Here is a 12,917-nt window from a genome sequence, read left to right on the forward strand (position 1 = left end):
GCGGCGCGCGTCGCCGCTGCCGGTCCCGGTCGCGGCTGCCGGTCCCGGTCGCGGCTGCCCCCGGGGAAGGGTCAGTTCTCGTACGAGACGGGCTTGGCGAGTTTCCACCTGCCGTTCTCGACCGTGTACACGCCGAGCCGTTTGCTGGTCGTGTCGCCGAACCTGTCGAAGGCGACCGGGCCCGTCACCCCGTCGAAGGAGACGCGCTGCAGGGCCGCGACGACCTTGGGGCGAGCGTCCGTCGGCAGCTTGCCGTCGTTGGCGTCCACGGTTGCCTTGATCGCCTGGATGAGGGCCCAGGCCGCGTCGTAGGCGTAGGCGCCGTAACTGCCGTACTCATCCTGGTAGTCGGCTGCCTTGTACCTCTTCACGAAGTCCTTGCCGGACGGCAGGTTCGCCGCTTCGAGCACGGAGGTGACGTAGGCGCCCTGACCGCCCTGCTGGGCGGCTTTGACGAATTCGGTGGCGTAGAGGCCGTCGCCGCCGGCGAACAGGGTGTCGGCCGCGGCGTCCTTCAGCTGCGCGCAGAGCGGGCCGCCCGCGGGGTACTCGCCGCCGTAGTAGACGACGTCCGCGCCGGAGGAGGCCACCTCGTCGGTCACGGCCGCGAAGTCCCTTGTCTCGGGGCTGACATGATCGACGCCGACGATCCTGCCACCGAGTCGGGTGAACTCCTCCTTGAAGGCGTCGGCGATGCCGACGCCGTAAAGGCCGGTGTTGTCGATCACGTAGGCCTTCCTGCGGTCCTTGTCCCGGTAGAGGTACTGCGCCGCGATCGAACCGTGCATCGGGTCCAGGGGCGCGGTACGGAAGAAGGAGGCGAAGGGGCGCTTCGGCTCGCCGGTCTGCCAGTCGTTGCCCAGCGTCAGCAGCGGGTTGGAGGTCGCCGGGGAGACGAGGGCCAGTTGGGCCGCGTCGAGCGGTGCCTGCATCGACTGGGCAATGGAGGCGTTGAGCGGGCCGACGACGCCGAGCACGTCCTTGTCGGCGACCAGGCTCGTGGCGTTCTGCTGGCCGTTGGCGGGTTGGGCCCGGTCGTCGACGGCCTTGACCTGGAAGGTGATGCCGTCGACGAGACGGCTGCTGTTCGCCTTTCGGACGGCGAGGTCCACCGAGTTCTTGATGCCGATGCCCAGGGCCGCCAGATCGCCCGTGAGCGGGGCGTCCACCGCGATGGTCACGACCTTGTTCCCGGCCGTGCTGCCACCGGAGCCCCCGTCGGAGCCGCCGGACCCGGGGTTCTGGCCGCCCGATCCACCGGAGCTCTGCCCGCCCGAACCGCTGGAGCCGTTCTCGCCCAGCCGGGGCAGGAACACCGCTGCCGCGACGATCACCCCGAGGGTCACCAGTGCGGCCAGGCCCACCGTGAGGGGGCGGCGGAGCGGCCGGGATCCGGTGCGCGCTGGGGGTGTGGCGAGTTGGTCGGAGGGTGGGAACGCCGGAGGGAATTGGGGCGTCGCCGGTGGCTGGACAGGCCGCTCGGGCGTCGAGGAGGGCGGGGGTGTCGAGGGGACCTGGGCCGAGGGCCGGGGTGTTGCGGGTGGCTGCGGGGTGGTGGCCGTCGGCTGGGCATGGTCGGGAATGGGCTGCGCGGGGGCGGGCGCGGACTGCCCAGGAGTGGGCGTGTCCTGCACGGGAGCTGGAGTGTCCCGCGCAGGAGCAGGCGTGTCCTGGACGGGGGCAGACGTGTCCTGGACGGGGGCAGGCGTGTCCTGCACCGTCGGCTCGACCGGGCCCGCCGCCGGGGCCGACGGCCGTCCGACCGCTATGCCGGTGAGGGCCTGCTCGCACCGCTCGGCCGTCAGCCGCAGCGCGGGGTCCTTCTCCAGCAAACCCATGATCACCGAGGCGAGCTCCGCACCGGCCCGGTCAAGCGGCTGCGGCGTCTCCAGGAGCGGCGCGACAAAACCGGCCGGACCCTCGGTGCTGCGGAAGGGGGCTCCGCCCTGCGAGGCGACGTACAGCGTGACTCCGAGGGCGAACAGGTCCGAGGCCGGGGACGGGTCGGCGCCCCGGATGCGCTCGGGCGCGAGGAAGCCCGGGGTGCCGATCACGCCCTGGGTGAGCCGTGGGGAGTCGGTGTGCAGCGAGATGCCGTAGTCCGTGAGCGAGACCCGGCCGTACGGTCGCCCCGTCTGGTCCGGCGCCAGCAGGATGTTGGCCGGCTTCACGTCCCGATGGATGATGCCGACCTGATGGCCCGCGGAGAGCGCGCTGAGCACCGCTGCGCCGATGTGGGCGACCTCGGCGTCGGGCAGCGGTCCGTCACGCTGCACCACGGCGCCCAGGTCGGTCGCCCCGGGCACGTACTCCATCACGATCCACGGCAGGCCGTCGTGCTCGAGGATGTCCAACACCCCCGCCACATGCGGATGGTGGCTGAGCCGCGCGGCATGCTCGGCTTCGAGCCGCGCCCGAGTGATGCGGGCGCCGCGCTCCTCCTCGCTCAGACCGTGCATCGCCCCGATGGCCTTGAGGGCGACCTGGCGGCCCAGCGTCGTGTCGTCGGCCAGCCAGACGCTGCCCATGCCGCCCGCGCCGAGGCGCCTGGCCAAGCGATAGCGGCCAATACTGGAACCGGCTTGCTCCGCCATGGCGCCCCCCTGCCCCCGCAACTCCGTTGCCTGCCTCACGATTTCACGACCACGGACGGGCAACAAGCGGAGTCTGTCCGGCCGTTACGGAAACGGCCGGGCAACGGCCTCAGCGCTGCGGATCTCGGTCAACTCGGCTTCGCCGCACGCCTTTCCAGGACCTCGGTGATACTCAGCGTCGCAGGTACGTGCTTGAGGTTGAGCTTGAGCGGGTCTCCGAAGAGGGCTTCCTCGTCACCGATGATCTCGCCGCTGTCCGGGCTGATCAGCAGCGTCTGGCGTGAATAGTGCTTCGGGTATTCGGGGTCGTGGCCCGGCTGCTGCTGCGAGGAGACCGCGAGCGCCCGCCGCCCCTGCCATGTGGTGGTGGTGTAGGTCTGCAGCGGCCCGTAGTCGCTGGTGCCGAAGTCGAAGTAGTAGTCGGCCTCGGCCAGCAGACGCAGGACGGCGGCGCGCTGCTTCGCGGTGGGTTGCTCCGAGGTGCCGATCCCGCCCAGCGCGCCCGAACGTTCTCCCACTTCGGTGAGCAGCTGGGCTCGGCCGTTCTCCTCGATCTGCTCCACCCTGCGCAAGCGGGTGGCCAGCTTCGTGACTTCGTCCGGCAGCCGGAAGGGTCTGCGGTGGCCGGCCGGGCCGAACTCGTCCTCCTCGACTCCGGTGCCGTCCACCAACTTGCCCTCGCGTGCGGCCTGTTCGCTGTCGGGATTGGGGAAGATCGGCTCGGCGAACTCCGAACGCTCATGCCCCGATCCGTCGGTCCTGACCCAGGTTTCAATGGTGCGTGGGGTCGCGGCGGTCGCCGCACCGAGGGGGGCGTCGCCCCACGTGTTGAGGTACCAGGCCCACTTCTTGGTGTACACCCACTCCGAGGCGGGCGGATCCGACAGCTTCTCGACCCTGTCGGCCAGCGCGAGGAGCGTCTGCTTGGCCGGTTCTTCGGTGGGCTTCAGCTGGAGGACGGGTGGGGTCACGGAGGCGACGTGTACGTATCCGTCCTCATCCTCAGGGAGCAGCCCGGGGCGTGTCTCGAAGACGATCGCTGCCGTGGCAGCCGCGGCGGTGGTCCCGGCCAGGGCGAGGACGACGCGGCGCCTCGGCCGATGCCCGCCGCGTGCGGCGCGGTCCTGGGCGTCCGCATCGAGAGCGTCGGCGTCGAGCGCTTCGATGCGGGCGCGGACGCGGGTCGCGACGCGCTCGCCCACGGCGGTGGTGTCGAGGTGTTCGGCGGGGTCCGGAGGGATGTTCATGGCGTGGGTGTCCTTTCCGGCCGCGTCGGATGGGTGTCGAGCAGGGTGATGTGCCTGGCCAGGCGTCTTCGGGCACGGTGCAGCCGCACGGTGAAGGCGGCCTTCGAGCAGCCGGCCACCCGCGCGGCTTCCGTCGGTGCGAGGCCGTCCCAGGTGGTCAGCAGCAGCGCCTCGCGGTCGTTGGGCGGCAGATCGGCCAGCGCGCGGTAGGCGTGTACGCGGTCGAGGGCGCCTTGCTCCGCGGACTCCTCCATCGCCTCACGCCAGGCCGCGGCAAGCAGCTCCTGCGCCTGCCCGGCACGCTCGACGTCCTTGATGTGATCGGCCAGTTGGTGCCGGGCGATGGTGTACAGCCAGGGCAGGGGCTCGTCCCGGGCACGCAGTTGGTGCAGCGAACGCCAGGCCTTGACGAAGACGTCCGCGCACACGTCCTCGATCTGCTCCGCCGGGAGCCTGCGGCGGAGGTAGCGCAGGATCTGCGGGTGGAATGCCCGGTACAACTCCGCGAACCTCTGCTGCTCGTCCATGCGTTGCCCTTCAAGGTGCGGCGCCGTCTCACCCCGTATGACATGCGACGGCGCCATGGATTACACCCGAGGGTGCGAACTCTTGACGCACGCCAGCCCGGCACTGCTCAAGACACGAGGTCCTGCTCCTCCAGTTCGGTCAGCTGCACCGTGCACAGGCCGCCGCGCTCGGTCTTCACGTTCGTCACCTCCAGCTGCGTACCGGGGAGGAGGATGAACTCTTCCTCGCCGGTGAACGCGGAGAAGTCGCGGATGCCCACGGCCCGGACGGGGCGCACTTCGAAGAGCGTCCGCTTGCCACGGCCGCCGAGGAACCCCTTGGCCACGCCGAGCTCGGACGTGCACGAGGACACGCCCCACCACGCCACGGTCCGACCGACGGGGTACTGGGCCCGCAGGTCCAGCGACACTCCGCGCCACAGCGGCTCCGTACGCGCGGGCAGCCGTGACACCGCCGAGAACAGCAGGCGCAGATACGGGAGGTACGGCACGAGCTTGCTCCGGTCCGGGGTGCGCAGGACGGCGTTGATCTCCCGGTAGAAGGCCGACTCACAGGTGTAGAGGTAGAGGGCGGCGATCGCGTCCGCGGACAGTGCGCCGACCGTTTCGTCCGCCCGCCGCTTGCCGAAGTCGTGCGACAGCTTGACGTGTCCGTCGAGACCGGAGAGCAGCCGGGCGACCGGGGTGACGGCGTCGCGGAAGTCCATGAGCGGGGTGTCGAACACACCGGTGATCGCGGGGAGGACGAGGCCCTCGTCCTTCACACTGGCGAGGCGTTCGAGGTAGAGCTGGTGCAGCTCCATGGTGGACGCGATGAACGCGCCCATGCGTTCCGCCGTGCCTCCGCCGGCCCCGCCGGACTCCCCCGCGAGCGTGTCCCAGCCCTTGCTCGGCAGCCAGTCGATCTGCTCGGCGCCGAGCGACGCGAGCGCGTCGTTCACCCCCGCGAAATGGTCGCCGTCGCAGAAGATGTCGCCCTGGGCCGCGGGGTTGGGGTGATCGATGTGGCGGACCTCGACGCCGGGGTACTTCTTCTGGAGCCGCAGGACGATCTGCTTCAGATTGCGCGCGTGCGCGCCCCACCAGGCGAAGACGACGCCGCGGTCCTCCTCGTCCTCGGCGTTCTGCTTGGCCTTGAGGATTTCCTCGATGATCCGCTCGGCGACCGGACGCCAGAACGCGCCGTGCCGGTCGGACCCGCGCGCCTCGTCGGTGCCGGCGGTGAGCGCCGCGTTCAACAGCAGTACGCCCTGGGTGAGCATCGCCTGGAACCATTCCGGCGGCTGGACGGTGTCCTGCTTCTTCAGGAGCGCGCGTATGTCGGCGATCGGGGTCTTCTTGGGTATCCCGTACTTCCACATGGCCGCCGCCTTGATGATGCAGCGGATGCTGACGACCCTGCCGAACTGGCTGTCCTTCCAGTCGTGGAAGGTGTTGTCGAACATGGCTATGCCGGTGGCGCTCTCCGGCCGTGGGTAGGGGTTCTGGCCGAAGACGACGACCTTCCACTTGTGCGGCGGGTGGGGCTTGAGCGCCTGGAAGGTCAGTTCGCGGACGGGAACGACCTGCGGGCCGCGCCCCGGGCCGATGAACGCGGCCGCGTCCGGCTGGGCCTCGATGACGGGCTTCAGCAGCGGAAGCCACGGTTCACCGCCGCCGCTGAACAGTTCGGCAAGGGCCAGCGGGTCGTTCGGGTCGGGCTGGGCGGGGGTGTCGGCATGGGTCATCTGCGCGGGACTCCAAAGGATCGGTCCATGGTCGCGGGGCAGGGCAGGGCCGGCCGGGCAGTCGGTCGCCTGCGAGGCCCGACCCGCGGAATGTGACGGCACGCTAACACCGGCCTCTGACAGTCCCCCGCCATGACGATCCGTCACGGATCTTGGCCCGCAACTGCGTTGTCAGTGGGGCACGGTAGCGTCGTGAGCGGTGGAAATACCGAGTCTCGATCGGAGTTGCTCATGGCAGTGGATCGCGTGAAGTCGTCGCTCAGGGTAGTGCTGGCGGATGTCAACGCAGGCGTGGTGGAGTCATGGCGGGCCGCGTTCGCCGACACCCCCGAGATCGAGATCCGCGAGGGCTCGATCCTGGACGAGAAGGTCGATGCCTGGGTCAGCCCCACCAACTCCCGGGGCCGGATGGACGGCGGGGTGGACGGGGTCATCAAGCGCCACCTCGGGGCGGGCATCCAACTGCGCGTCCAGCGGGCGATACGCGACGGGTTCGAGGGGCGGCTCCCGGTGGGCAGCGCGGTGTGCGTGCCGTCCGGCGCGGTCAACCCGAAGTTCCTGATCTCGACGCCGACGATGGAGACGTCTTCGCAGAACGTGAGCGAGACGTTGAACGTAGCCCTGGCCTGCGCCGCCGCCTTCCAAGCCGTCCACCGTCAGAACAATCAGACGCCGGACAGCATCACCTCGGTGGCCCTGGTCGGCATGGGCGCCCAGACCGGCCAGGTGCCGGCGCGGGTGTGCGCCAACCTGATGTGGACGGGCTACACGCTGTTCCAGGACTACCACTTCGAGGACTACGACGACCTGCGCAGCACGATCGTCGCCCAACTCGACGACATAGAAAGCGCACCCGCCGACAAGCGGGTGCGCATCCAGACTCCCCGGCGTTCCGCCGCCCGCCGCTGACTCACCGGCGGCCGCTCGCCGGCGGCCACGCGCAGACGGCGGCCACTCGCTTGCGGCGGGTGGGCGGGAGCGGGCTCAGTACCCGACGGTCAAGTGACGTTGTCCCGAAGGGGTTTCGAGTTCGTCGAGCACTGCCAGGGCGAGGTCCTCGGCGCTGATGTGGGAGCGGCCGTCCGAAGCGACCAGGAGGGTGTCGGCGCCGCGCCGGTAAGTGCCGGTGCGTTCGCCCGGTGCGAGCAGTGCCGGTGGGCTGAGGTAGGTCCACTCGGCGCCGGGGTGCCGTCGGCACGCCTCCAGCTGGTCGGTGCTGGCGACCGCGATGGCGCGCCATACGGCGGGTACGTACTCGGGGTTGTCTGCGATGAGCAGGTCGGGCCGGTCCGGGCTGCGCAGCGGGCCGGCGCCTCCCACGACGAGCAGCGGCGTCGCGGTGGTGGCCGCGGCGTCCAGCACCCTGGTGGTCGTCGGGGCCAGCGCGTGCTCGGAGCCGGGAGCGAGCCGAACGGCCAGGACGGCCACGTCGGCTGCGGAGAGGAGTGGCTTCAGGGCGTCGGGGTCGCCGGCGTCCGCCGCGACCCACTCGACGCCTGCCGCGTCGGCGTGGGGAGTGAGGCTCCGGGAGACGGCGGTGACGGCGTGCCCGCGGCGTGCGGCCTCGTCGATGACGCGGCTGCCGACCATTCCGGTGGCTCCGATGACGAGGATCTTCATGCGAGGTTTCCTTCCTTGCGGAATCGGGCGAGCTGGTCGGGGTTGAGCTGCCCGGCGACCAGCGCCGCCAGGGCGAGACCGAATCCGGCGAACTGGCTGAGCGTGAACGCCTCGCCGAGGACGAGCGCGCCAATGAGTGCGGCGACGAGAGGGGACAGCAGGACGAGCATGGCCGTCGCGGTGACCGGGAGACGTCCGATGCCGCGGAACCACAGGGCGTGGGCGATGAAGCCGCCAACGGTGCCGAGCCACAGGTAGCCGGTCACCGCCGACCCGTCGATGTGCGGCGGCGCCCCTTCGACCAGCAGGGTCAGCGGGAGCAGCAGAACTCCGCCGGCGGTCAACTGCCAGCCTGCGAGGGTCACCGGGCCGACCCCGGCGGGAAAGCCCCAGTGCTTGGTGAGGACCACTCCCAGGGCCATCGAGCCGGCCCCAGCGAGGCCGGCGAGGATGCCGACCCCGTCGAGTCGCGCGGTCGGCCCGAGGACGACCAGGCCGATCCCGACGACTCCGGCCACCCCCCAGCCGATCCGCCACGCCGAGGGGCGTTCGCGCAGTACGGCGACCGCGAGGCCCGCGACGATCAGCGGCTGTACGGCGCCGAGGGTGCCCGCGACACCGCCGGGCAGCAGCTCGGCGGCCACGAAGAGGAGGGGGTAGAGCGCGCCGATGTTCAGGGCACCGAGCACGAGGGCCTTCCACCACCAGTCACCGCGCGGCAGCGTGCGCGTGACCAGCAGGAGGAGAAGCCCACCGGGCAGGGCCCGCAACAGGGCGCCGAACAGCGGGTGGTCGGGCGGCAGCAGCTCGGTGGTCACCGCATAGGTGGTCCCCCACGCGGCCGGTGCGAGGGCCGTGGCGGCGATCAGCGCGACGGCTCCACTCGCCCCGCGTACAACTGTGCTGCGTGCGGTCGGTGTTGCCCGTTGCCGGGGCGGCGAAGTGGTCATGCGGAAAGTCTCAGTCGACCACCATCCATGCGTCCAACATATTGTTGGCATGGGATCGATCGTGCTGAGAGATGGATGACATGGAACTTCGACAGCTTCGGTACGTCGCCGCCGTCGCGGAGACCCGGAACTTCACCCGGGCCGCCGGGCAGTGCTTCGTCGCCCAGTCGGCGCTGAGCCACCAGATCGCCAACCTGGAGCGGGAGTTGGGGGTGAAGCTGTTTGCCCGGACCAGTCGGCGGGTGGAGCTGACCCCGGCCGGCGAGGCGTTCCTCGTCGGCGCCCGGCAGTGCCTGGAGGCCGCCGAGCGGGCCGTGGCCGACGCCGCCGCGGCAGTGGGCGAGGTGCGGGGCCGGCTCGCGATCGGGACCATTCCCACCGTCACCGCGGTCGACATCACCGAAGTCCTGCAACGGTTTCGCGAGCTGCACCCGCAGGTGCGGGTGAGCCTGCACGTCGGGGCCAGCGACGTCATGGCGGCGGAGGTTGCCGCAGGCGATCTGGACGTGGCGTTCCTCGGCCTGCCGGCCGGCAACGAGCCGCAGGGCGTCGCGGCCCGCGAGCTCGCCCGGGAACGGCTCATGGCTGTGGTCCCGCCCACGCATGAACTCGCCGACCGCAAGAAGGTCAGCCTCCGCCAGCTCGCCGACTCACCTTTCGCCGACTTTCCCGCCCGCTCCCCCGGCCGGATGCAGAGTGACCAGGCTTTCGAGGAAGCGGAGCTGGACCGTGATGTCGCCTACGAGTTGATGTCCACCGAGCTGATGCTGCGGCTCGTCAGCCGGGGGCTCGCCGTCGCCCTCCTGCCCGCGGCCCTCGCCCGCTCCCACCCGGAGGTCCGCTCGCTACCGCTCACCGACGGTCCGAGCCGGGTCGAGCACGTCGTCTGGAGCAAGTTCAACCCCACGCCCTCGACCAGGGCCTTCCTCGCCATCCTGGACACCACGCAACCGGACACCACGCAAGACACGTAGTGCGTCAGACCGCGCCGGGGTCCTGGTGGACCGCGTCCAGCGCGAGGTAGGCACCGCCGCGGGCCGCCGCGGCGAAGCCCAGCCCGGACAGGCGCACCTCGCACCCGCCGGCGTCCGGCGCCATCACCCGCTCGCGCACCACCTCGCGGACCCGGTCCAGCATGAGGTCTCCGATGTGGGTGAAGTACCCGCCCAGGACCATCACTTTGGGGTTGAGCACGTCGGCGAGGAGCGCCAGGCCCAGGCCCAGGTCCTCCGCCACCTGTGCCAGCGCCGCGCCGGTGCGCGGGTCGCCGTCCTGGGCGCGACGGCGCAGCTCCGCGAGACGGGTTTCGAGCTCGACGGTCGGGTCGTGGACCTGGTCGTCGTCATCGGCGGCAAGGCGCAGGATCGCGTCCAGGCCGACCATGACCTCCCAGCATCCGCGCCGCCCGCACACGCAGGGGCGGCGCTCTGGATCCAGGGGCATGTGGCCGACCTCGCCGGCGAATCCGGTGGCCCCGCGCAGCAGCCGCCCGTCGGTGACGATGCCCGCGCCGATGCCGCGCTCGCCGGTGATGCACACCATGTCGTGCACCTCGTCCGCGCCCTGCACCGCGACGTATTCGGCGAGTGCGGCGAGCTTCGCGTCGTTCTCCACGACCAGGGCGGGCGGCGTCCGCTCCAGGCGTGCGCGCAGCCCGTCGACGACGGCGACGTCGCGCCAGCCGATGGCGGGTGCGTACGCCACCGTGCCCGCGGCCACATCGATGACGCCGGGCACGGCGAGTGTGACGCCGACGGGACGGATGCCCTCGCGGTCGAGTGCCGCGAGGCAGGCGCGGATCTCCTGCGCGGTCAGGTCCAGGACCGCTTCCGCCCCCACGCCTGCGACCGCGACCGGGATCCGGTGCTCGAAGGCGCTGCTCCCGTTCAGGGTGAGGGCGAGGACGTGGACGTAACTCGTGCTGATCTCCAAGCCGATGCCGCAGAGGGACCGGCCGTCGATCTGCACCAGCGTGCCGGGGCGGCCCACCGCGCCCTCGCGCTGCGCGGAGCCCTCGCGGACCAGGCCGAGGGCGACGAGTTCGGCGACGAGGCTGGTGACGGTCGGCTTGGGCAGGCCGGTGTCGGTGGCGATCTGCGCGCGCGAGCGCGGGCCGCCGTCGCGCAGGATGCGCAGCACCACACCGAGGTTGGTGCGCCGGATGGACCCCCGGTCACGGGGCCGCGAGGGGCCCGCGGGGGCGGCGTACGACGGCGTCAGCAAACCAAGATCGGCCACTGGATCCTCCGCTCTGCGTGGGCTGTCACCAGGGATCCTGCCATGAGTCTTGACAGCCTTGGCAATAGTTCGGATTCTATCCGAACTAATTAGCTCTCCGTTGTGTACACCCCCCGCCATGAACGGAGTACCTGTGTCAATTCGCCCCAGAACCAAGGCCGTCGGCGCGCTCACCGGCATCGCCGCCGTCCTGCTCGCCACCCTGGCCACCGCGCCGGCCTCGGCCGGGTCGCCCGCCGGCGCGAAGGCCGCCACCTACACCGTCACCATCGGCGCCAAGGGCTCGTGGACCAACCCCGACGACACCCCAGCCGCCACCTACATCGACAAGGACGGCGCGTTCTACTACCAGTCCGCGCACGCCCTGTACGCCGCCAACGACCCGCGCAAGTGGACGTTCTACACGGGCAAGGACTTCGACGCCGCGAAGCGCTCCGACGCCATCAGCGACGCGGTGAACCCGGCCAACGCCAACGACAAGAACAACGACACCACGTGGCGCTGCAACAACAGCCCCACCGGCCGCGAGTCGACGTACGCCCCCGACACCTCGCACTACGCGCAGAAGAACTACTGCGACCTGATGGGCGTCTGGGTCGACCCCGACACGGGTGACTGGTACGGCCTGGTCCACAACGAGTTCACGCCGAGCCCCTTCGGCGACGGTCTGCACTACGACGCGATCGACTACACCGTGTCCAAGGACCAGGGCAAGACGTGGGACATCAAGGACCACGTCCTCACCTCGCCGTACAGCACGAAGCGCGGCGACAACGCGGCGTTCCCCAACGACCTGTACCACTACGGCAACGGCGACGCCCGGCTGTTCGTGGACACCGCCTCCGGCTACTTCTACGTCTACTACAACTCCCGCGCCATCCCGAAGGGCGGCGTCTCCGGCGGCTGGACCGACGGCAGCCGGGGGCACGTCGCCCGCGCCCCGATGTCCGCCAAGATGGCGCCGGGCTCCTGGAAGAAGTGGTACGACGGCAAGTGGTCCCAGCCCGGGGTCGGCGGCAAGGAAAGCAACATGGAGCCCGTCGACGCCGACAACAGCACGGGCTACACGCCCGTCGCGAACGACTACGACCCGGCCAACGACGGCAACGTGAAGGAACAGCAGGCGGCCGGCACCCTGCCCGCCAAGTCCGACCTGCTGACCATGAACATCGCCTACAACGCCCACCTGGGCCTCTACATCGGCCAGCCCGAGGCCGTCGTCCAGGACAGCAACGAGTCGCAGCGCTTCTACGCCACCGACGACCTCGCCACCCAGAAGTGGAAGCTCATCGGCGACTCCGGCGCCTACAAGTCGGGCTCCTGGTACCGCTGGATGCTCGACTCGGTGAACAAGACCGGCGAGACCATCGTCGGCAAGAACTTCCGCAGTTACTGCTCGTGGCAGTGCTCGGGCGGCGGCTCCGGTGAGTACTACGACACCACCATCGACACCAACTCCCCGGCCGCTCCCATCACGTCGGGCAAGAAGTACACGATCGCGAGTGGCAACGGTCGCTATCTGTCCCAGGTTTCCGGCAGTTCGGCCACCACGTCGGGGACCAGCGGCGGTTCGGCCCTGAGCCGGTGGGTCTTCACCTCCAACGGCGACGGCTCGTACCGCATCGCCAACGCCTCCACCGGCAAGCTCCTCGGCGTCAACTCGAAGACCGACGCGGGTCGCGCCTGGGCCGCCAAGCCCACCGTGACGGACTCGGGCACCCGGGCCGCCACCGTCGGGCAGCAGTGGTTCGTCATCAAGAACACCACGACGGACGGCGCGCTCACCGGCACCTTCCGCCTGGTCAACCGCTACAGCGGACTCGTCATCGGCCTCTCCTCCGCAGAGGGTCGGCGCGCCGAGACCACGCCCACCCGGGCCTGGACCAACACGACCGGCAACCCGGTCGGCGGCACCCGCACGGCCGCCGAGCAGACCCTCAAGCTGACCGCCGTGACCCGCTAGGGCCCGCCTCCCCCGTCAACTCCGGGGCCGGGGTTGTCCGTTCGGCGGACG

The 12,917-nt window shown here is 70.7% G+C and carries 10 protein-coding genes; 3 read left to right on the forward strand and 7 right to left on the reverse strand.

The genetic code is table 11. The features are described 5' to 3' along the window. Positions 1–71: 71 nt before the first annotated feature. From OG430_RS04865 to OG430_RS04880, 4 genes are all read right to left on the reverse strand, one after another. On the reverse strand, positions 72–2,594 hold the full coding sequence (locus tag OG430_RS04865) for a bifunctional serine/threonine-protein kinase/ABC transporter substrate-binding protein (RefSeq protein ID WP_327351153.1): 2,523 nt from the start codon (positions 2,592–2,594) through the stop codon (positions 72–74). A 128-nt stretch (positions 2,595–2,722) separates the two neighbouring features. After that, positions 2,723–3,841: a hypothetical protein gene (locus OG430_RS04870; protein ID WP_327351154.1), complete on the reverse strand. Its 1,119-nt coding sequence runs from the start codon at positions 3,839–3,841 to the stop codon at positions 2,723–2,725. Then, positions 3,838–4,368, reverse strand: coding sequence for an RNA polymerase sigma factor (locus OG430_RS04875; protein WP_327351155.1), 531 nt, complete (start codon positions 4,366–4,368; stop codon positions 3,838–3,840). The genes OG430_RS04870 and OG430_RS04875 overlap by 4 nt, the downstream gene beginning before the upstream one ends. A gap of 107 nt (positions 4,369–4,475) precedes the next feature. Next, positions 4,476–6,095 (reverse strand): ADP-ribosyltransferase domain-containing protein, encoded by a 1,620-nt coding sequence (locus tag OG430_RS04880; protein WP_327351156.1) that lies wholly within the window; start codon positions 6,093–6,095, stop codon positions 4,476–4,478. A gap of 231 nt (positions 6,096–6,326) precedes the next feature. On the opposite strand from OG430_RS04880, the gene OG430_RS04885 reads away from it, so the two are divergent. Next, positions 6,327–7,004, forward strand: coding sequence for a macro domain-containing protein (locus OG430_RS04885; RefSeq protein ID WP_327351157.1), 678 nt, complete (start codon positions 6,327–6,329; stop codon positions 7,002–7,004). Between the two features lie 75 nt (positions 7,005–7,079). On the opposite strand, the gene OG430_RS04890 is transcribed toward OG430_RS04885, so the two are convergent. Then, entirely contained in the window at positions 7,080–7,715 is a 636-nt protein-coding gene (locus tag OG430_RS04890; protein WP_327351158.1) for an NAD(P)-dependent oxidoreductase, read from the reverse strand. Beyond that, complete coding sequence (locus OG430_RS04895) at positions 7,712–8,665, reverse strand: EamA family transporter (RefSeq protein WP_327351159.1); 954 nt, start codon at positions 8,663–8,665, stop codon at positions 7,712–7,714. Before OG430_RS04895 ends, OG430_RS04890 begins: the two co-directional genes overlap by 4 nt. 80 nt (positions 8,666–8,745) lie before the next feature. Between OG430_RS04895 and OG430_RS04900 the strand changes: the two genes are divergently transcribed. After that, positions 8,746–9,639 (forward strand): LysR family transcriptional regulator, encoded by an 894-nt coding sequence (locus OG430_RS04900; RefSeq protein ID WP_327351160.1) that lies wholly within the window; start codon positions 8,746–8,748, stop codon positions 9,637–9,639. Between the two features lie 4 nt (positions 9,640–9,643). On the opposite strand, the gene OG430_RS04905 is transcribed toward OG430_RS04900, so the two are convergent. Beyond that, complete coding sequence (locus tag OG430_RS04905; RefSeq protein WP_327351161.1) at positions 9,644–10,903, reverse strand: ROK family transcriptional regulator; 1,260 nt, start codon at positions 10,901–10,903, stop codon at positions 9,644–9,646. Positions 10,904–11,036: 133 nt separating this feature from the next. Between OG430_RS04905 and OG430_RS04910 the strand changes: the two genes are divergently transcribed. After that, a complete protein-coding gene (locus OG430_RS04910) occupies positions 11,037–12,866 on the forward strand; it encodes an RICIN domain-containing protein (protein ID WP_327351162.1) in 1,830 nt (609 codons plus the stop codon). Positions 12,867–12,917: the final 51 nt, after the last annotated feature.

It is taken from the genome of Streptomyces sp. NBC_01304 (assembly GCF_035975855.1).
Taxonomy (GTDB): domain Bacteria; phylum Actinomycetota; class Actinomycetes; order Streptomycetales; family Streptomycetaceae; genus Streptomyces.

What these genes read in the sequence shown, in the direction of transcription:
- OG430_RS04885 (WP_327351157.1), top strand. Translation starts at nt 6,327, where the DNA reads ATGGCAGTGGATCGCGTGAAGTCGTCGCTCAGGGTAGTGCTGGCGGAT.
- OG430_RS04895 (WP_327351159.1), bottom strand. Translation starts at nt 8,665, where the DNA reads ATGACCACTTCGCCGCCCCGGCAACGGGCAACACCGACCGCACGCAGC.
- OG430_RS04900 (WP_327351160.1), top strand. Translation starts at nt 8,746, where the DNA reads ATGGAACTTCGACAGCTTCGGTACGTCGCCGCCGTCGCGGAGACCCGG.
- OG430_RS04890 (WP_327351158.1), bottom strand. Translation starts at nt 7,715, where the DNA reads ATGAAGATCCTCGTCATCGGAGCCACCGGAATGGTCGGCAGCCGCGTC.
- OG430_RS04870 (WP_327351154.1), bottom strand. Translation starts at nt 3,841, where the DNA reads ATGAACATCCCTCCGGACCCCGCCGAACACCTCGACACCACCGCCGTG.
- OG430_RS04865 (WP_327351153.1), bottom strand. Translation starts at nt 2,594, where the DNA reads ATGGCGGAGCAAGCCGGTTCCAGTATTGGCCGCTATCGCTTGGCCAGG.
- OG430_RS04880 (WP_327351156.1), bottom strand. Translation starts at nt 6,095, where the DNA reads ATGACCCATGCCGACACCCCCGCCCAGCCCGACCCGAACGACCCGCTG.
- OG430_RS04875 (WP_327351155.1), bottom strand. Translation starts at nt 4,368, where the DNA reads ATGGACGAGCAGCAGAGGTTCGCGGAGTTGTACCGGGCATTCCACCCG.